This window comes from Micromonospora sp. NPDC049047 (assembly GCF_040649135.1).
Lineage (GTDB): Bacteria > Actinomycetota > Actinomycetes > Mycobacteriales > Micromonosporaceae > Micromonospora.
Genome location: NZ_JBEZEY010000006.1, coordinates 82,478 through 99,410, shown reverse-complemented (window position 1 = coordinate 99,410; position 16,933 = coordinate 82,478). Strand labels below are relative to the sequence as shown.

Below are 16,933 nucleotides of genomic sequence, written 5' to 3'. Positions count from 1 at the left end.
AGATCGTGCTCGATCCCTGATGTAGTGGCCTCCCGATGATGGGAGGCCACTACATCCATGTTGCGGCACGATCATGGGAGACGGCGCGGCACGGGAGACGGCGGATGCGCGGGCGCCCGTCAGTTGATCGTGGCGTGCATCTCCCAGACGAGGATCTCGGCCGGTTCGTCGGCGGTGACCCGCCGGCCGCCGGTCATGGTGAGGCGAGCCGCGTCGCCGGTGCCGAGCGGGCCACTGCCCTCCAGGGTCACCGTGCCGTTGGGCACGTAGACGTGCACGTACGGCGCGTCGGGGATGGTGACCTCCGCACCGGGGGTGAGCCGGGCGGCGTGCAGGGTCACGTACCGGTTGCGGATCCGGATCGCGGACGCACCGTCGTAGCGGTCCATCCCGGAGGCGATCGGCACCAGGCCGCCTTGGAGGAGTTCGTCCTCGATCTCCAGCTGCTCGTAGCCGGGGTCGACGCCCTGTTCGTCGGGGAGCACCCACATCTGCACGAAGTGGACCGGGTCGGTGTGCGGTTCCTGGTTGTCGAGTCGCCAGGCGTCGTTCTTCTCCGAGTGCAGGATGCCGGTGCCGGCGCTCATCCGCTGGGCCAGGCCCGGGTAGATCACCCCGGAGTGGCCGGTGGAGTCCTGGTGTACCAGGGAGCCGCGCAGCACCCAGGTGATGATCTCCATGTCCTGGTGCGGGTGGGTCTCGAAGCCGGCCCCCGGGCGCACCACGTCGTCGTTGTTGACAAGCAGCAGACCGTGGTGGGTGTTGGCCGGGTCGTAGTGCCGGGAGAACGAGAACGAGTGCTTGGAGTCCAGCCAGGAGATCCGGGTGGCGAAGCGGTCGTCGGCGCGACGCACGTCGACCGAGGGCGCGGGAGCGGTCACCAGGCACTCCGCGTGGTGTCGGGGGTGGTGGGCGCCCAGGTCAGGGCCGGCTCGCCGGTGGCCAGTTCGGCGATCTCACCGGTGCGCAGCTGCGGCGTGTGCCCGAACTCGGCGCAGTGCTGCTCGGCGATCTCGGCACAGATGTCGGCCACCTGCGCACAGATCGGCTCGCCCAGATCCGCGGCGTTCAACGCCATGATCATTTTGTACCGGAGATCCCGCACAGCCACCCCCACCGCTGTCGTCCCGCCACCTTCGGACCCTACCCGGCCCAATCCCCCGCCACCCCAAAACACCGAGCCCACCAAACCCAGCCCCACCCCGCCGCCCGCCGCCCACCGCCCGCCCACCGCCGTCGGCCGTCCGCCGCCCGCCCACCGCCGTCCGTCGCCCGCCCACCGCCGTCGATCATGGAGTTGTGGTGGTGGATAAAGGTCGCAAAACCGCCTAATTCGGCCACCACGACTCCATGATCGACGGGGAAGGGGCGCGGGGTGCGGGTGCGGGGTGCGGGTGGGGGAGGCGGGAGGCGCCGCCCGCGCGGGGGTGCGGGCGGCGCCTGAGGTCGAGGGGTCAGAAAATCCGGCGTCGCCTGGCCTTCTGGGGACGCATGAAGTCCGCGCCCTTGGTGAGCAGCCGGGTCATCCCGGAGGGACCACGTCGGGCCTCCAGGGTGTGGCTGAGCCGGCGTGCACCGGCAGCCGCCAGGGGTACCGCGACCGCCATCACCGCCCACTGGGCAATGCGCTTCTGGATCATGTGGGTTCACCTCCGTCAGTGGCTTCTGACAAGGGTGATACCCAGAGTGACGGGAGCGTAAGCGCGTCGGCTCAGATCACCGGGGCGACCGGGTTGGGCAGCGCCCCGCCGAAGCGGCGGTCGCGCTGCGCGTACAACTCGCACGCATACCAGAGGTGGCGGCGGTCGAAGTCGGGCCAGAGCGTGTCCAGGAAGACCAGCTCGGCGTACGCGGACTGCCAGAGCATGAAGTTGGAGATCCGTTCCTCCCCCGACGGGCGCAGGAACAGGTCCACCTCCGGGATCTCCGGGTGGTAGAGGTACTTGGCCACGGTCTTCTCGTTGACCTTGGCGGGATCCAGCCGGCCGGCCGCCACGTCGCGGGCGATCGCGGCAGCCGCGTCGCCGATCTCGGCCTGCCCGCCGTAGTTGACGCAGAACTGCAGGGTCAACGTCGAGTTGTCCCGGGACATCTCCTCGGCCGTCTGCAACTCGGAGATCACGCTCTTCCACAACCGGCCGGACCGACCCGACCAGACCACTCGGACGCCGAGGTCGACCAGCTGGTCACGGCGACGACGGATCACGTCCCGGTTGAACCCCATCAGGAACCGGACCTCGTCGGGCGAGCGCCGCCAGTTCTCGGTGGAGAACGCGTACGCCGACAGGTACGGGATGCCCATCTCGATCGCGCCCTCGATGGTGTCGAAGAGGCTGTGCTCCCCCGCCTCGTGCCCCTTGGTGCGGGCCAGCCCGCGGTCCTTGGCCCAGCGACCGTTGCCATCCATCACCACCGCCACGTGCTTCGGCACCGCCTCGGTGGGCAGCGCCGGCGGCCGGGCGCCGGACGGGTGCGGTGTCGGTGGCGTCGGCTCGCGCCGGCCAGCCTTCTTCGATCGGATCACTTGGTCACTCCCTGTTCGCGCCGTCCGCCCCGGCCTCGACGTCGCCATGTGGCCGGAGCACCACGACCCCGGTGCCGTCCGGCGGCGAGGCCGTGCCGGCCGCCGAGGGACCCCGGTCGACCAGCGGCAGCGAGCGTAGCGCGCGTTCCAGGTGCCATTGCAGGTGAGCCGCGACCAGGCCGCTGCACTCCCGGCGTACCCCGGTGTCGGTGGCGTCGGCGAGCACCCAGTCGCCGGTGGTGAGCGCGGACATCAGGTCGATGGTGGCCGGCGCGGGGTGGGCCGCGCCGGGTGGCCGGCAGTCCGGGCAGACCGCGCCGCCGGCCGGCACGGAGAAGGCCCGATGCCGCCCGGGGGTGCCACAGACCGCGCAGGCGATCAGCGCCGGCGCCCAGCCGGCGAGGGCCATCCCGCGCAGCAGGTACGCGTCGAGCACCAGGGTGGTGGCGTGCTCGCCCCGGGACAGCGCCTTCAGCGCGCCCACTGTGAGCTGGAACAGCCGCAGCGACGGCTCCCGCTCGACCGGCGTCAGCCGCTCGGCGGTCTCGGCGATCGCGCTGGCCGCCGTGTAGCGGGGATAATCCCCGAGGAACCGCTTGCCGTAGAGGTCGATGCCCTCGACCTGGCTGACGGTGTGCAGTGAGCTGCCGTGGTTGCCCTTCGGGTCACCGGCGAGTTGCAGGTCGACGTGGCCGAACGGCTCCAGCCGGGCGCCGAACTTGCTTGTGGTGCGGCGGATCCCTCGGGCCACCGCGCGCAGCCGGCCATGTCGGCGGGTCAGCAGGGTGATGATCCGATCGGACTCGCCGAGCTTTTGCACACGCAGCACCACCGCGTCGTCGCGGTAGAGCTGTCGGCGGTACCCGGCCATCGGGCCATTCTCCCTCGGGGTGTGAAATCAGGGTCGGTTCGGGGTGGATGCGCGGACGAACCCCGATGTGCCCGGCTCGGCACCGGCCGTAGCGTGCTGGCCATGGCAACGCAATCCACCACCGACGCCCGCCGTCGTCGTGCCGCCGCCCCCATCGCCCTGGGACTGGCAACCGCCCTCATCGTGCTCGCCGGGTGCGACAACCTGGCCATGCGCCGGCTCGACTACGACGACACCGAGTCCGTGAAGATCACCACCATCAGGGTGCTGCCGGGCGCCGGCGACCTGATCGTCCGGGGCACCGCCGCCGCCGGGGAGGCGCGGATCAAGCGGGTGGTGCGCTACCAGGGCGGCGAGCCCCGGGCCCGGTACGAGATCAAGGGCAGCGAGCTGGTGCTGGACACCGACTGCGGCGACCGGTGCAGCGTCTCCTACGAGGTGGCAGTGCCGGAGGGCGTCGCCGTTGAGGGCGAGTCCGGCTCCGGCGATGTCGAGCTGAGCCGGATCGGCGCGGTGGACCTGCGGCTGGGTTCCGGTGACGTCCGGGTCAACGGCGCCTCCGGCACGGTCGGGGTGGAGACCGGGTCCGGGAACATCGACGTGAGCGAGGCCAGCGGGACGATCCGCCTGCGCGCCGGCTCGGGGGACATCACGGCGCGCCGGCTCGGTGGCGCGACGGACGCCGAGGCCGGCTCCGGCAATGTCACAGTCGAGCTGGAAAAGCCCACCTCGGCCCGGGCGCACGCCTCCAGCGGCGACGTCACGATGCTGGTGCCGCCAGGCAGCTACCAGGTGCGCTCCAGCACCGGTTCCGGCGACGCGAGGATCACCGTCACGCACGACCCGGCCGCCACCGACGTGCTCGACGGCTCGGCCGGCAGCGGCGACGTCACGATCGTCCAGCGCTGACGTCGCTCCGTGCCGCCGCAGCCCGCTGCGGCGGCACCACCGCCCGCCCGGGGGTGGCCCCGGCCGGCTGCTCGCCGGGACGGTCGCTGCGCTCGGTGTCGGGACGGTCGCGGCGCACGGTATCGGGACGGTCGCGGCGCTCGGCGTCGGGCTGGCCGGCCAGCTCGGTGGCCTGGACCGGGCCGCCGGGGATCAGCTCCGGGCGGCGACGGGCGGCGACGTCCTCGACCCAACCGACGGCCAGGGTGACCAGCCCGACCAGCGCGAAGACCAGCACCACCCGGATGGCCAGTCCCACCGGGTCCTGATGGGACCAACCGACCACGTCGACAAGCGGAGTGAGCGCCACCACGAACGGCATGTGCCAGAGATAGATGGTGAGTGCCCGCCGGTTGACCACTGTCACCACCCGGTCGGCCAGCCGGCTTCGGCCCAGCCAGGCCACCCCGGCGGGCGCTCGACCCAGCACGATCAGGATGAACGCGGCCGACCAGAGCGCGTTGCCGAGGTGGTTGTCGTTGAGGTCGTACCCGCGCGGGCCGGGATGCCCGACGATCCAGGTGCCGCCGGCCACCGCGAGCGCGAGCGCCGCCGGGTACAGCACCCGACCGGCGAGCCGGCGCAGCATCCCGGCGTGGTGGGCGAAGCCGAGCAGCCACGCTCCGAAGTAGAGCCCGAACTCGCGCAGCATCGGAGGCGCCGGGTAGATCCCCACCTCGATCGCCACCAGCAGGAGGTACGGGGCGAGCAGAGTGAGCAGCGGGGCACGCCGGAACAGCCAGAACGCGACAGGTGAGGCGAGCACGAACCACAGGTAGTCGCGCAGGTACCAGATGATGCTCAGCGCCAGGGCGCCCCAGTTGTTGGCCGGCGGGTCGGCGACCGGTAACAGCCACAGCAGCACCCGAGGGCTCATCGGCATCCCGCTGAGCAGCATGGCCGGCACGAAGACCACAGCGAGCACCCACAACGACGGCAGCAGCCGCCGCAGCCGCCGCCCGACCGCCACCGGCCCGGATCGGGTCAGGGACGCGGCCATCAGCGAGCCGGCCAGTGCGAACATCACCGACATGGCGGGGAAGACGAGGGTGAGGGTCGCCCAACCCGTGACGTGGTAGACGACAACTCGAACGATGGCCAGGAAACGGAGCAGATCGAGATACCGGTTGCGCATCAGCCTGCATCTGGGTCGGGGACGCCGGGCGTAACTCCCCTACCCTGCGCGGTGCTCGCGCGAAACAGTCACCACCCCCGGCCAAACGTGAGTCTTTCCACCCAGCTGACCGAAGATGATCATGAGGTTGCCCGGCATGCGGCCACTTAACCGCGATGACCCGATGGGCGAGGTGACGCGGCAGGCGCTCGGGTGGCGCGGCAACCCCGGCTCCACCGGGGCCCGTTTCCGGCCTGTCGACGGGCGTCCGCTCAGGCGAGGCATCCGCCGTGCGGCAGCGCACCGACCGCCTGCGGCTGCCCGGCGCTCCGACCACCTCCGTCGAGGTGGCCCACCACGCAGCCGGCGCCTGCCCGTACCGCGTAGACGATGGCGTGCCGGGGTGCGGGATCCGCCGGTCCGGCGGGCCGTACCACGATGTCGGTGAAGCCGGCGGCGGTGAGCGCCCGCTGGATCCGGTCGGCGGTCTGCTCGGGGCTGCCCGTGGCCGGAAACATCCGCCGGCGGGCCTCCTGCGCCAGGCACTCCTGGCTGACGGGCTCGGCACACTCCAGCGTCACCCGGCCGACTGCCGCGGCGACGGCAGCTGCCGCGGTCTCCGCCTCGGCGCGCTGCCCGGAGGTGAGGTTGCCGCGGCGGAGCTTGTCGTCCGTAACCCGCTGGCAGTACGCAAGGGAGTCGTCCCCGCCAGCCGGGCCAGCCCCGGCGCAGAGGACGGCAGAGGACGTGTCGACCGGAGCAGGTGGGTCGAGATCACTCTGCCTCGGTGCCGGCACCGAGGCGGTGGACCCGCCGCGTGGCGCCGAGGCCTGCGACCCACAGGCCGTGAGTGCCAGGCCGGCAAGCACGAGCCCTACCAACGCGGCCCAGGCGGGGCCGGTGACCGTAGCCTGTGGGTGCACCGCGGCAGCGTAACCGGTCGCGGTTCGGCCGGCGGCCCCGCAACCACAGTGAGGGACGATGACTGAACCACTGGACAGCGTGACGGCGCTGCTGGCGCCAGCTCACCGCGTCATCATCGTCGCGGGCGCGGCAGCCGAGTTTCTGGACCTGCCCGGCCGGGCCAGCGCACTGTGCTACGTCGGCGACGACGTCCTTTACCTGATGAGCGCTTCGGGTTCCTATCACCGCGCGCGAATAGTGCTCGAGTCGTGGGCCGCCGCCCCGCCGGACGACCGGCCGGACGTGGACGCTCAGCAGCAGGTGACACTGGCACTGAGCGACGGCACCGTGCACGTCTCCGGCATGTTGGAGTTCCAGGCCAGCCCGATCCTGACCCTCGGTCCGCCGGGCCGCTACCACGCCCGGGTCGAGGTCACCGGGCGTGCCGAGCTGCGCCGCGTCGAAGCCCGACCGGGCCACCCCACCCCCATCACGGACGTGGAACGGTTCCTGGTCCGCTTCTGGGCCGAATCATGAGGTACGGCGGTGCCCCACCCGCACCGACCGGACCGGATCACCCGCCCGGTAGGCGCTTGTGGATCAGAAACCCAGCTTGCGCAGCTGCTTCGGGTCGCGCTGCCAGTCCTTCGCGACGCGCACGTGCAGGTCGAGATAGACCCGGCTGCCCAGCAGCTCCTCGATCTGCCGGCGGGCGTTCGTGCCGACCTCCTTGAGCCGGCTCGCCTTGTGCCCGAGCACGATGGCCTTCTGGCTGGGCCGCTCCACGTACAGGTCGGCGTAGATCTTCATGACCTGACCCTCGGGGATCATCTCCTCCACCACCACGGCGATGGAGTGCGGCAGCTCGTCGCGGACCCCCTCCAGGGCGGCCTCCCGGATCAGCTCCGCGACGAGCACCTGCTCGGGATCGTCGGTCAGCATGTCGTCCGGGTAGAGCTGCGGCGACGGCGGAAGATATTTGGTCATCACGTCGACAAGGGTGTCCACCTGGTGCCCGGCGACCGCGCTCACCGGCACGATTTCGGCGAACTCCCCCAGTTGGCTCACCGCGAGCAACTGCTCCGCCAGGCGACGCTTGTCGACCAGGTCGGTCTTGGTGACCACCGCCAGTACCGTCGCCTTCAACTCGGCCAGCTCACCGGTGATGAACCGATCGCCGCGGCCCACCGGCTCGTCGGCCGGGATACAAAGGCCGATCACGTCGACCTCCGTCCAGGTGGACCGGACCAGGTCGTTGAGGCGCTCGCCGAGCAGCGTACGGGGGCGGTGCAGGCCCGGGGTGTCGACAAGGACCAGCTGCGACTCCGGTCGGTGCAGCACGGCCCGGATGACGTGCCGGGTGGTCTGCGGCTTGTTCGAGGTGATCGCGATCTTGGTGCCGACGATGGCGTTGGTGAGCGTCGACTTGCCGGCGTTGGGCCGGCCGACGAAGCAGCCGAAACCGGCCCGGTACGGCCGCGTCTCCGGATCCCGCACCGGGCTCACTCGGCCACCGTGCCGAGGACCGTGCCGTCCGGGGCGGCCACGTGGATCGGCGCATCCGCCGCGAGGTCACGAACTGCGGCATGCCCGGCGCCGTCCAGGGTCGACGCCTCGGTCACCACCACCGCGGCCTCCAGCCGACTCGCCCCGGCCGCCACCGCCGACGCGACTGCCAACTGCAACGCGGTGAGCGTCAGCGAGGGCAGCGCGACACTCGCCGCCGCGTACGTCCGGCCATCCTGATCTCGGACCGCGGCACCCTCCACGGCGGCGACCCGGGCACGGGCTCCCCGGGCCAGGACGACGAGCTTGGCGTCCTCGGCGCTCAGGGGTGCCGGGGCACCGGGGGCGGACCGAGCGGCGGGCACGGCGGGTGTGTCAGGCATCGGCGGATTGCCTCTCGTCGTCTCGGTGGTTGTCTGTGTCGTCCCCGGGGCCGGCGTGCTCGCCGCGCCCCGTGCTGTCCTGCTCCTGGCCCGGCTCCACCCGGTGCACCAGGACTGTGTCGATCCGGTTGCGCCGGCCGGTGGTGCCCTCGGCGAGCAGCCGAAGCCCGGCGACCTCGGCCTCCGCGCCGGGGATCGGCACTCGTCCCAGCGACTGGGCCAGCAGGCCGCCGACCGTCTCCACCTCGTCAGTGGGCAACTCGGTGTCGAACAACTCGCCCAGGGTCTCCACCGGCAGGCGGGCGGTCACCCGCACCGAGGAGTCCGTCAGACGTTCGACGGGTGGGCGTTCGACATCGTACTCGTCGGTGATTTCCCCGACGATCTCCTCCAGGATGTCCTCGATGGTGACCAGACCGCCGGTGCCGCCGTACTCGTCGACGACGATGACCAGGTGGTTGCGGGCCGCCTGCATCTCCGACAGCAGGTCGTCGACCGGCTTGGACTCCGGCACGAAGGTCGCCGGGCGCATCAGCTCGGCCACCGGCAACTGTTCGGCTGCCGGGTCGCCACCACGGGAGCGCCGGATCAGGTCCTTGAGGTAGAGCACACCGAGCACGTCGTCGACGCTCTCGCCGATCACCGGGATGCGGGAGAAACCCGAACGCAGGAAGAGCACCAGCGCCTGCGCGAGCGTCTTGCCCTCCTCGATCCACACCATCTCCGTACGCGGGACCATCACCTCACGGGCGATGGTGTCACCGAGTGCGAAGACCGAATGGATCATCTGGCGTTCGCCGTGCTCGACCACGCCGCGCTGCTCGGCCAGGTCGACAAGCTCCCGCAACTCGACCTGGCTGGCGAACGGCCCCTCCCGGAAGCCGCGCCCCGGCGTGACCGCGTTGCCGATCAGGATCAGCAACGAGGCGAGCGGGTTGAGCGCCCGGCCCAGCCAGCGGACCAGCGGCGCCACCGCGCGACCCACGGCGTACGCGTGTTGCCGGCCGATGGTGCGCGGCGCGACGCCGACCACCACGAAGCTGACCACTGTCATCGCGCCGGCGGTCACCAACGCGGCCCGCCAGCCGGCGCCGAAGCTGTCCACCGCGACCAGCGCCACCAGAGTGGTGGCGGTCAGCTCGGCGAGCAGCCGCAACAGCAGGAGCAGGTTGAGGTGCCGGACGACGTCGCCGGCCACGGTCTGCAGGGTGCGGGCGCCCCGCACCCCGTCGCGGGCCAGCTCGGCGGCCCGCGCCGGCGAGACCGCGGCGAGCGCCGCCTCGGTCATCGCGATCAGGCCGGCCAGCACCACCAGGCCGGCCGCGAAGACGATCAGCTGCAGGTCGGGCAGGCCGGCGGTGGCACCGGCCGCAAGTAACGGAGGAGTGGACATCACTGGGTGCGGGTCGACCGCCAGCTGGACAGCAGACGCGCCTGGAGGGCGAACATCTCCCGTTCCTCCTCCGGCTCGGCGTGGTCGTAGCCGAGCAGGTGCAGGACTCCGTGCACGGTGAGCAGGTGCAGCTCGTCGGCGGGGGTGTGCCCGGCGGTCGCCGCCTGCTTGGCCGCGACCTCGGGGCAGAGCACGATGTCGCCGAGCAGGGCGGGCTCACCACTGGCCGGCGCGGACTCCCCCGGGCCGTGGTCGACGCTGCCCTCGTCCATGGGGAAGGCGAGCACGTCGGTCGGACCGTCGCCACCCATCCAGCGATGGTTCAGCTCGGTCATGTACGCGATGTCGACAAGCAGCACGGACAGCTCGGCGAGGGGGTTGACCCCCATCTCGTCGAGGGCGTGCCGGGCGACGGCGAGCACGGCATCGGTGTCAACCTCGACACCGGACTCGTTGGCGATCTCGATGGACAACTGCTTTCCTCTGCTTTAGCGGCGGCGGCCGGCCCGGCCGCCCTGGGCGGGTCGCCCGGGCACGGCGTGGACGCCCTGCGCCTGCTGGTTCTCCCGCTCGGCGTCCCAGCGGGCGTACGCGTCGACGATCTCCCCCACCAGCCGGTGGCGGACCACGTCGGAGCTGGACAACTGGGAGAAGTGCACGTCGTCGACGTTTTCCAGGATCTCCCGCACGACCCGCAGGCCGCTGCTGGTCCCGCCCGGGAGGTCCACCTGGGTGATGTCACCGGTCACGACGATCTTGGAGTTGAAGCCGAGCCGGGTGAGGAACATCTTCATCTGCTCGGGCGTCGTGTTCTGGGCCTCGTCCAGGATGATGAACGCGTCGGAGAGCGTCCTGCCCCGCATGTACGCCAGCGGGGCCACCTCGATCGTCCCCTGGGCCATCAGCTTCGGGATCGTCTCCGGGTCGAGCATCTCGTGCAGCGCGTCGTAGAGCGGGCGCAGGTACGGGTCGATCTTGTCGTTGAGCGTGCCGGGCAGGAAGCCCAGTCGCTCCCCCGCCTCCACCGCCGGCCGGGTCAGGATGATCCGGTTGACCTGCTTGGCCTGCAACGCCTGGACGGCCTTCGCCATCGCCAGGTAGGTCTTACCGGTGCCGGCCGGGCCGATGCCGAAGACGATGGTGTTCGAGTCGATCGCGTCGACGTAACGCTTCTGGCCGAGCGTCTTGGGGCGGATGGTGCGCCCGCGACGGGAGAGGATGTTGAGCGTCAGAACCTCGGCGGGCCGCTCGGCGCTGCCCTGCTCGAGCATGCCGACGGTACGCCGGACGGCGTCAGTGGTCAGGGTCTCGCCTTTCTCGATGAGTTCGAGCAGCTCACTGAAGACCCGCTCGGCGAGGGCGTTGTCCGCGGGGTCACCGGTGATGGTGATCTCGTTGCCGCGAACGTGCACGTCACTGCTGACCGAGCGTTCGACGAGCCGGAGAATCTCGTCGCCTGCGCCGAGCAGATTGACCATGATCTTCGGGTCGGGCACGGTGATCCTGGTCTGCACCCGGGGCGGGCCGGGAGGTGGGGTGCCGGTCATAGGTTGGGCCGAAGGGCCCTGCGCACCTGCTCTCGATCTCGGCGCCGGCCCTGCTGGCACGGCGTGCGGACGTTACACCCATCGTATCTGTTGAACGTGGGCCGCACCGCGCCCATTTCCGCTGGCCGCGATCAACTCCCGGTCCGGAAGTCGTACCTGTCGAAGGTCTCCTGGTGACGGGTGAACCGGTACGTCGCCCAGTGCATCCGGACCACCGCGCCGGCCTCGTCCCGGGTCAGCCGCAGCAGCTCACCGGCCTCCCGCCCGGAGACCGTGCGGAACACGTCCGGCTGGTCCGGCAGTGCTGTGAAGATCGCCGGCGGACGTCCGGCCGGGTCGCCGGCCCCGCGCGCCCGCAGGGTGCCGTCGTGCCAGGAGAAGACGTACTCGAAGCCCTCGCCCCACCACCGGCCGAGCACTCCCCGCAGGGCCGCCGGAGCTGGCGGGCCGGGCTGCCACGGCTCGACCTCGGCCGGGTCGTGCTCGACCGCCTCCGCGAGCAGCCGGTGCGGCAAATCGAGCACCTCGGTCGCCGTCCCGGAGGAGCCGAGCACCGCGGCACCCATCGCGCCGGCCGTGCCGTCACCTCCGCGCCGGCCGTACACGGCGGCGAGGAAACCGGGCATCGCCCCGTCGTGCCCCACGTGCACCACGCGTTCGCCCTGCGGGATGAGGATCAGCCCGAGACCGAAGCCCGCGCCCCAGAGGGTCTCGTCGGTGGTGGTCACCGGCCAGCGCATCTCGTCGAGCGTGCTGGGGGCGAGGACCGCGCCGGCCGGGTCCAGGGCGGCCGGGTCGGCGAGGAAGGCGGCCCAGCGGGCCATGTCGGTGGCGGTGCTCCAGAGCTGGGCGGCCGGGCCCACAGCGCCGAAGTCGGTGGGCGGCTCCGGGTGTGCCTCGTCGGAGTACGCGTCGACCAGGAACCCGGTGGCCGCCGTCGGCCGAGGGGTCACGCCGGTGTCGGCCAGCCCCAGCGGGGTCAGGACCCGGTCGGCGAGCGACTGCGCCCAACTCTCGCCGCGCAGCCGGGCGACAAGTTGACCGAGCACGGCCATGCCGAGGTTGGAGTAGTGGAACCGCCGGGCCGTCGGCAGCACCCGCTCGGCCCGGTCCAGCTCGGCCACCAGTTGGTCGTCGTCCGGCGCGCGCAGGCTGTCCCAGACATCACCGAACGGCTCGCGTTGCAGGCCAGCGGTGTGCGACAACAACCGGCGGACGGTCAGTTCGCCGTGGGCGGGGAGGTCCAGGTGCCGGCCCACCGGACCGTCCAGGTCCAGCAGCCCGTCGTCGCGGCACTGCAGGACCAGCACCGCGGTGAACGTCTTGGTGACCGAGCCGATCCGGAACTGGGTGCCCGGTTGCAACGGGCTGTCGGTGCCGGTCGCGCCGACGGTGCAGCTCCACAGCGGTCGGTCGGCCCGGTGCAGCGCCGCCGACACCGCGGGCACCCGGGCGTCGGCCTGCACCCGGCGGACCAGCCGACCCAGGCGCTCGTCCAGCCGGGCGTCGAACCCCGGACCCGCGCTCACGCCACCGCTCCACGTCGCCGCACGCGGCGCGGTAGTGCCACGCCGAGCCGTCCGGTCCGCCCGCTCACGCCAGGTTCCGGGCGAGCATCGGGCCGAGCGGCGCGCCACCGAGCAGGTGCGCGTGCACGTGGAACACTTCCTGCCCGCCGTACGCGCCGGTGTTGAACATCAACCGGAAGCCGTCGCCGAGCAGGCCCTCGTCCTCGGCCACCGCGGCGGACGTCGCCAGCACGTCGGCGGCCAGCGCCGGGTCACCCTGGGCGAGCGTCGCGACGTCGGCGTAGTGCTCCTTCGGAATGACAAGGACGTGCACCGGCGCCTTCGGGTCGATGTCACGGAACGCGAGCGTGGTGTCGGTCTCCCGGACCACGGTGGCCGGGATCTCCCCGGCGACGATGCGGCAGAACAGGCAGTCGGATCCCATCGGGGCAGTGTAAGGACTAACGGGCCGGGGGCGCTCCGGCGCAGCATGGGCCTGTTCGCAAGGGCCCCCGTGAACGCCTGCGGTAGTCGGAAGGGGCCCTTCCGACACCTCGGTCGGGGCTGGGGCAGGATGGCCGGCATGACGGATCGGGCGGTACTGGTGACCGGGGCCTCACGCGGGATCGGCCGGGCGGTGGCGACGGCGTTCGCGGCCGGTGGTGACCGGGTGGCGATCCACCACCGCGACTCGGCCGACGCGGCCGAGGAGCTGCGCACGCAACTGCCCGGCACCGGGCACGTGGTGGTCCGCGCCGACCTCACCGACCCGGCTGCGGTCCGGACCATGGTCGACCGGGCCGCCGAACTGCTCGGCGGGTTGGACGTGCTTGTCAACAACGCCGGGACGTACGGCGACCGGGACGACCCGCACCCGATCTTCGGCGCCTCGTACGAGCAGTGGCAGCAGCGTTGGCAACAGGTGCTGGCGACCAACCTGACCGGTGCCGGCAACGTCATCTGGTGCGCGGCGCAGCACATGCGGGAACGCGGCGGGCGGATCGTCAACGTCTCGTCCCGGGGCGCGTTCCGGGGCGAGCCGCACCAGCCGGCGTACGGCGCCAGCAAGGCGGGGCTGAACGCGCTGGGCCAGTCCCTCGCCGTGGCGCTCGCCCCGTACGGCATCGCTGTCGCCACCGTCGCGCCGGGCTTCGTGGCGACCGACATGGTCACCGAGTACCTGCGCGGTGCGGAGGGTGCGGCGATCCGGGCGCAGAGCCCGTTCGACCGGGTGGGCCAACCGGAGGAGATCGCCGCCGCCGTGCACTGGCTCGCCTCGCCGCAGGCCGAGTGGGCCTCCGGCACGATCGTCGACCTCAACGGCGCCTCCTACCTGCGCAGCTGATCCCGCACCCGGCGGCAGATCACCTGGTCGATCAGGTGGCTGGCGGCACACGGGCGGGTAAAGGTCTCCGACATGGCCGAACCCGCGCTGCTTGACCTCACCGCCGACTACCGGGTGGCCGATGGCCACGACGACGACCCCGTCCTGCTGCGCCCGGACGGCACGCCGGTGCAGACCTGGCGGGAGGACTATCCGTACGCCGAGCGGATGGACCGCGACGAGTACGACCGCGACAAGCGGCTGCTGCAGATCGAGCTGCTCAAGCTCCAGGACTGGATCAAGGAGTCCGGCGAGCGCCTGGTGATCCTCTTCGAGGGTCGGGACGCCGCCGGCAAGGGCGGCACCATCAAGCGGTTCATGGAGCACCTCAACCCGCGCGGCGCGTCAGTGGTGGCGCTGGCCAAGCCGGACGAGCGGGAGGCTGGCCAGTGGTACTTCCAGCGCTGGCTGGCGCATCTGCCGGCCGCCGGTGAGATCGTGCTGTTCGACAGATCGTGGTACAACCGGGCCGGCGTCGAACGGGTGATGGGCTTCTGCTCCCGCAAGGAGTACCTGGAATTCCTGCGGCAGGCCCCGGAGCTGGAACGGATGCTGGTGCGCTCGGGCATCCGGTTGGTCAAGTTCTGGTTCTCCGTCTCCCAGAACGAGCAGCGCACCCGGTTCGCGATCCGCCAGGTCGACCCGGTCCGACAGTGGAAACTGTCCCCGATGGACATCGCCTCACTCGACCGGTGGGACGAGTACACCGAGGCCAAGGAGGCGATGTTCTTCTGGACCGACACCGCGGACGCGCCATGGACGGTGGTGAAGAGCAACGACAAGAAGCGGGCCCGCGTCGAGGCGATGCGGCACGTGCTGCACCGCTTCGACTACACCGGCAAGGACCCCGCTGTGGTCGGCACACCGGACCCGCAGATCATCGGGCCGGCCGGGCTGGACCTGGGGCCGGAGGAGGAGGTCGTGCCGGTGTTCCCGCGGCCCTGAACGGTCACCAGCGGCCGAGGCGGGTGGCGAGCACGCTGAGCGCCGCCACCCCGGCGGTCGAGGTACGCAGGACCGACGGGCCGAGCCGCACCGGCCGACCGCCGGCCTCGCGGAACGCTGTCAACTCGGCCGGGGCGATGCCGCCCTCCGGGCCGACCACCAGGACGACCTCACCGGTGGTCGGCAGGTCGGCGGTGGTCAGCCGCTCGTCGGCCTCCTCGTGCAGCACGAACCCCGCGGCGGCGCCGCCGATCCGACGGGCGACGGTGGCGGTGGACTCGTCGGGCGCGCCGGCCACCACCGGCAACCACGGCCGGCGGGCCTGCTTGGCGGCCTCCCGGGCGGTGGCCAACCACTTTTCCCTGGCCCGTACGCCCCGGTCGCCGCGCCACTGGGTGACCGAGCGGGACGCCGCCCAGGGCACGATCTCGTCCACCCCGACCTCGGTCATCGCCTGCACGGCCAGCTCACCCCGGTCGCCCTTGGCGATGCCCTGCACCACCACGAGCCGGGGGACGGGCGCGTCCGCGTACCCCCGGGAGGTGACGGCCACCTCCAGGCTGCCCCGGCCGACGGCGGTGACCACTGCGGCGGCCGTGCCGCCCCGACCGTCGGCGAGCAGCAGCTCCTCACCGACGCGCAGCCGCTGCACGGTGGCCGCGTGGTGCCCCTCCGGACCCGCCAGGGTCAACGCGTCACCGGTGGGCAGCGCCTCGACCAGGAACAGCGGCGCGGACACCTCAGGCGTGCCCGTTGAACGCGTCGCGCATCCGGGAGAAGAAGCCGCCCTGCTTGGACAACTCGGCGACCTCCTCACCGCGGGTCTTGGCGAAGTCGCGCAGCATCTTCTCCTGGTCCGGGTCGAGCTTGGTCGGCGTCCGCACGTCCAGGTGCACGTAGAGGTCGCCCCGGCCGGTGCCGCGCAGGTGCGGCACGCCCCGGGCGCGTAGTCGCAGTGTGCTGGCCGGTTGGGTGCCGGCCTTGACGTCGACGGTCTCCTCGCTGTCCAGGGTCTTGATGGTCAGCCGGGTGCCCAGCGCCGCCGCGGTCATCGGCACGGTGACCCGGCAGTGCAGGTCGTCACCCTTGCGGGAGTAGACGTCGTGCGGCCGCTCGTGGATCTCCACGTAGAGGTCACCGGCGGTGCCGCCACCCGGGCCGACCTCGCCCTGCTGGGCCAGCCGGATCCGCATGCCGTCCTCGACGCCGGCTGGGATCTTGACGGTCAGCGAGCGGCGGGTGCGCACCCGGCCGTCGCCGGCGCAGGTGGGGCAGGGGTGCGGGATGGTGGTGCCGTAGCCCTGGCACACGGTGCACGGCCGGGCGGAGACCACCTGGCCGAGGAAGGTGCGCTGCACCGACTGCACCTCGCCCCGACCGGCGCACGCCTCGCAGGTCGCCAGGTGGGTGCCGGCGGCCGTGCCGGCGCCGGAGCAGGTGGTGCAGAGCACCGCGGTGTCGACGGTGATCGGGGCTTCGACGCCGAAAGCCGTCTCGTGCAGGTCGAGTTCGAGACGCAGGATCGCGTCGGCACCGGGCCGGGTCCGCGGTCGAGGGCCGCGGGCGTTGCCGCCCGCACCGCCGAAGAACGCGTCCATGATGTCCTGGAAACCGACGAACGGGCCGGCGCCGCCGGGGCCACCGGGGCCGCCGGCACCACCGCCGCCCGGGGCGAGCGGGTCGCCACCCAGGTCGACGATCTGCCGCTTCCGGTCGTCCGAGAGGACCTCGTACGCGGCGTTGATGTCCTTGAACTTCTCCTGAGCCTCCGGGTCCGGATTGACGTCCGGGTGGAACTGGCGTGCCAGCTTGCGGTAGGCGCGCTTGATCTCGTCATCGGAGGCTTCCCGGCTCACACCGAGGATGCCGTAGTAGTCCCTGGCCACTGCGTTCCGTGTCCTCATGTT

20 protein-coding genes are annotated in these 16,933 nt (G+C 71.8%); 4 read left to right on the top strand and 16 right to left on the bottom strand.

The window, feature by feature from the left end; genetic code table 11:
* Nucleotides 1-119: 119 nt before the first annotated feature.
* From AB0B86_RS12055 to recO, 5 genes are all read right to left on the bottom strand, one after another.
* On the bottom strand, nucleotides 120-881 hold the full coding sequence (locus AB0B86_RS12055) for a pirin family protein (protein ID WP_357417730.1): 762 nt from the start codon (nucleotides 879-881) through the stop codon (nucleotides 120-122).
* The gene (locus AB0B86_RS12050) at nucleotides 878-1,078 is read right to left on the bottom strand and encodes a thioredoxin reductase (protein ID WP_357417728.1); all 201 of its coding nucleotides are present in this window, start codon (nucleotides 1,076-1,078) and stop codon (nucleotides 878-880) included. Before AB0B86_RS12050 ends, AB0B86_RS12055 begins: the two co-directional genes overlap by 4 nt.
* Nucleotides 1,079-1,454: 376 nt before the next feature.
* Nucleotides 1,455-1,640, bottom strand: a complete 186-nt coding sequence (locus tag AB0B86_RS12045; protein ID WP_357410607.1) for a hypothetical protein — start codon at nucleotides 1,638-1,640, stop codon at nucleotides 1,455-1,457.
* A 71-nt stretch (nucleotides 1,641-1,711) separates the two neighbouring features.
* Entirely contained in the window at nucleotides 1,712-2,524 is an 813-nt protein-coding gene (locus AB0B86_RS12040; RefSeq protein WP_357410605.1) for an isoprenyl transferase, read from the bottom strand.
* Nucleotides 2,525-2,528: 4 nt separating this feature from the next.
* Nucleotides 2,529-3,395 (bottom strand): DNA repair protein RecO, encoded by an 867-nt coding sequence (gene recO / locus AB0B86_RS12035; RefSeq protein ID WP_357410603.1) that lies wholly within the window; start codon nucleotides 3,393-3,395, stop codon nucleotides 2,529-2,531.
* Between the two features lie 102 nt (nucleotides 3,396-3,497).
* Between recO and AB0B86_RS12030 the strand changes: the two genes are divergently transcribed.
* Nucleotides 3,498-4,304, top strand: a complete 807-nt coding sequence (locus tag AB0B86_RS12030; protein ID WP_357410601.1) for a DUF4097 family beta strand repeat-containing protein — start codon at nucleotides 3,498-3,500, stop codon at nucleotides 4,302-4,304.
* Here the strand turns inward: AB0B86_RS12030 and AB0B86_RS12025 are convergent.
* A complete protein-coding gene (locus tag AB0B86_RS12025) occupies nucleotides 4,285-5,478 on the bottom strand; it encodes an acyltransferase (RefSeq protein WP_357410599.1) in 1,194 nt (397 codons plus the stop codon). The genes AB0B86_RS12030 and AB0B86_RS12025 overlap by 20 nt on opposite strands.
* Before the next feature lie 251 nt (nucleotides 5,479-5,729).
* Nucleotides 5,730-6,380 carry a hypothetical protein gene (locus AB0B86_RS12020; protein WP_357410597.1) on the bottom strand — a complete coding sequence of 217 codons (651 nt, stop codon included), beginning with the start codon at nucleotides 6,378-6,380 and terminating at the stop codon, nucleotides 5,730-5,732.
* Nucleotides 6,381-6,438: 58 nt separating this feature from the next.
* Between AB0B86_RS12020 and AB0B86_RS12015 the strand changes: the two genes are divergently transcribed.
* Nucleotides 6,439-6,897, top strand: coding sequence for a hypothetical protein (locus AB0B86_RS12015; protein WP_357410595.1), 459 nt, complete (start codon nucleotides 6,439-6,441; stop codon nucleotides 6,895-6,897).
* A gap of 63 nt (nucleotides 6,898-6,960) precedes the next feature.
* On the opposite strand, the gene era is transcribed toward AB0B86_RS12015, so the two are convergent.
* From era to AB0B86_RS11980, 7 genes are all read right to left on the bottom strand, one after another.
* A complete protein-coding gene (gene era, locus AB0B86_RS12010) occupies nucleotides 6,961-7,866 on the bottom strand; it encodes a GTPase Era (RefSeq protein ID WP_357410593.1) in 906 nt (301 codons plus the stop codon).
* Nucleotides 7,863-8,249 (bottom strand): cytidine deaminase, encoded by a 387-nt coding sequence (locus tag AB0B86_RS12005; protein WP_357410591.1) that lies wholly within the window; start codon nucleotides 8,247-8,249, stop codon nucleotides 7,863-7,865. The genes era and AB0B86_RS12005 overlap by 4 nt, the downstream gene beginning before the upstream one ends.
* A complete protein-coding gene (locus AB0B86_RS12000) occupies nucleotides 8,242-9,666 on the bottom strand; it encodes a hemolysin family protein (protein ID WP_357410705.1) in 1,425 nt (474 codons plus the stop codon). The genes AB0B86_RS12005 and AB0B86_RS12000 overlap by 8 nt, the downstream gene beginning before the upstream one ends.
* Nucleotides 9,642-10,115, bottom strand: a complete 474-nt coding sequence (gene ybeY, locus AB0B86_RS11995; RefSeq protein ID WP_357410589.1) for an rRNA maturation RNase YbeY — start codon at nucleotides 10,113-10,115, stop codon at nucleotides 9,642-9,644. The genes AB0B86_RS12000 and ybeY overlap by 25 nt, the downstream gene beginning before the upstream one ends.
* Nucleotides 10,116-10,130: 15 nt before the next feature.
* On the bottom strand, nucleotides 10,131-11,189 hold the full coding sequence (locus tag AB0B86_RS11990; RefSeq protein ID WP_357410587.1) for a PhoH family protein: 1,059 nt from the start codon (nucleotides 11,187-11,189) through the stop codon (nucleotides 10,131-10,133).
* Nucleotides 11,190-11,320: 131 nt separating this feature from the next.
* Nucleotides 11,321-12,718: a serine hydrolase domain-containing protein gene (locus AB0B86_RS11985; protein ID WP_357417722.1), complete on the bottom strand. Its 1,398-nt coding sequence runs from the start codon at nucleotides 12,716-12,718 to the stop codon at nucleotides 11,321-11,323.
* 64 nt (nucleotides 12,719-12,782) lie between these two features.
* Nucleotides 12,783-13,142, bottom strand: a complete 360-nt coding sequence (locus AB0B86_RS11980; protein WP_124774517.1) for a histidine triad nucleotide-binding protein — start codon at nucleotides 13,140-13,142, stop codon at nucleotides 12,783-12,785.
* A gap of 138 nt (nucleotides 13,143-13,280) precedes the next feature.
* Between AB0B86_RS11980 and AB0B86_RS11975 the strand changes: the two genes are divergently transcribed.
* Together AB0B86_RS11975 and ppk2 are read left to right on the top strand one after the other, a co-directional pair.
* A complete protein-coding gene (locus tag AB0B86_RS11975) occupies nucleotides 13,281-14,042 on the top strand; it encodes an SDR family oxidoreductase (RefSeq protein WP_357417720.1) in 762 nt (253 codons plus the stop codon).
* Between the two features lie 72 nt (nucleotides 14,043-14,114).
* A complete protein-coding gene (ppk2, locus tag AB0B86_RS11970) occupies nucleotides 14,115-15,026 on the top strand; it encodes a polyphosphate kinase 2 (protein ID WP_357417717.1) in 912 nt (303 codons plus the stop codon).
* A gap of 4 nt (nucleotides 15,027-15,030) precedes the next feature.
* Here ppk2 and AB0B86_RS11965 read toward each other — a convergent pair whose 3' ends face one another.
* Both AB0B86_RS11965 and dnaJ read right to left on the bottom strand, forming a co-directional pair.
* A complete protein-coding gene (locus AB0B86_RS11965; protein WP_357410579.1) occupies nucleotides 15,031-15,765 on the bottom strand; it encodes a 16S rRNA (uracil(1498)-N(3))-methyltransferase in 735 nt (244 codons plus the stop codon).
* A 1-nt stretch (nucleotide 15,766) separates the two neighbouring features.
* On the bottom strand, nucleotides 15,767-16,912 hold the full coding sequence (gene dnaJ / locus AB0B86_RS11960) for a molecular chaperone DnaJ (RefSeq protein ID WP_030491782.1): 1,146 nt from the start codon (nucleotides 16,910-16,912) through the stop codon (nucleotides 15,767-15,769).
* Nucleotides 16,913-16,933 lie beyond the last annotated feature (21 nt).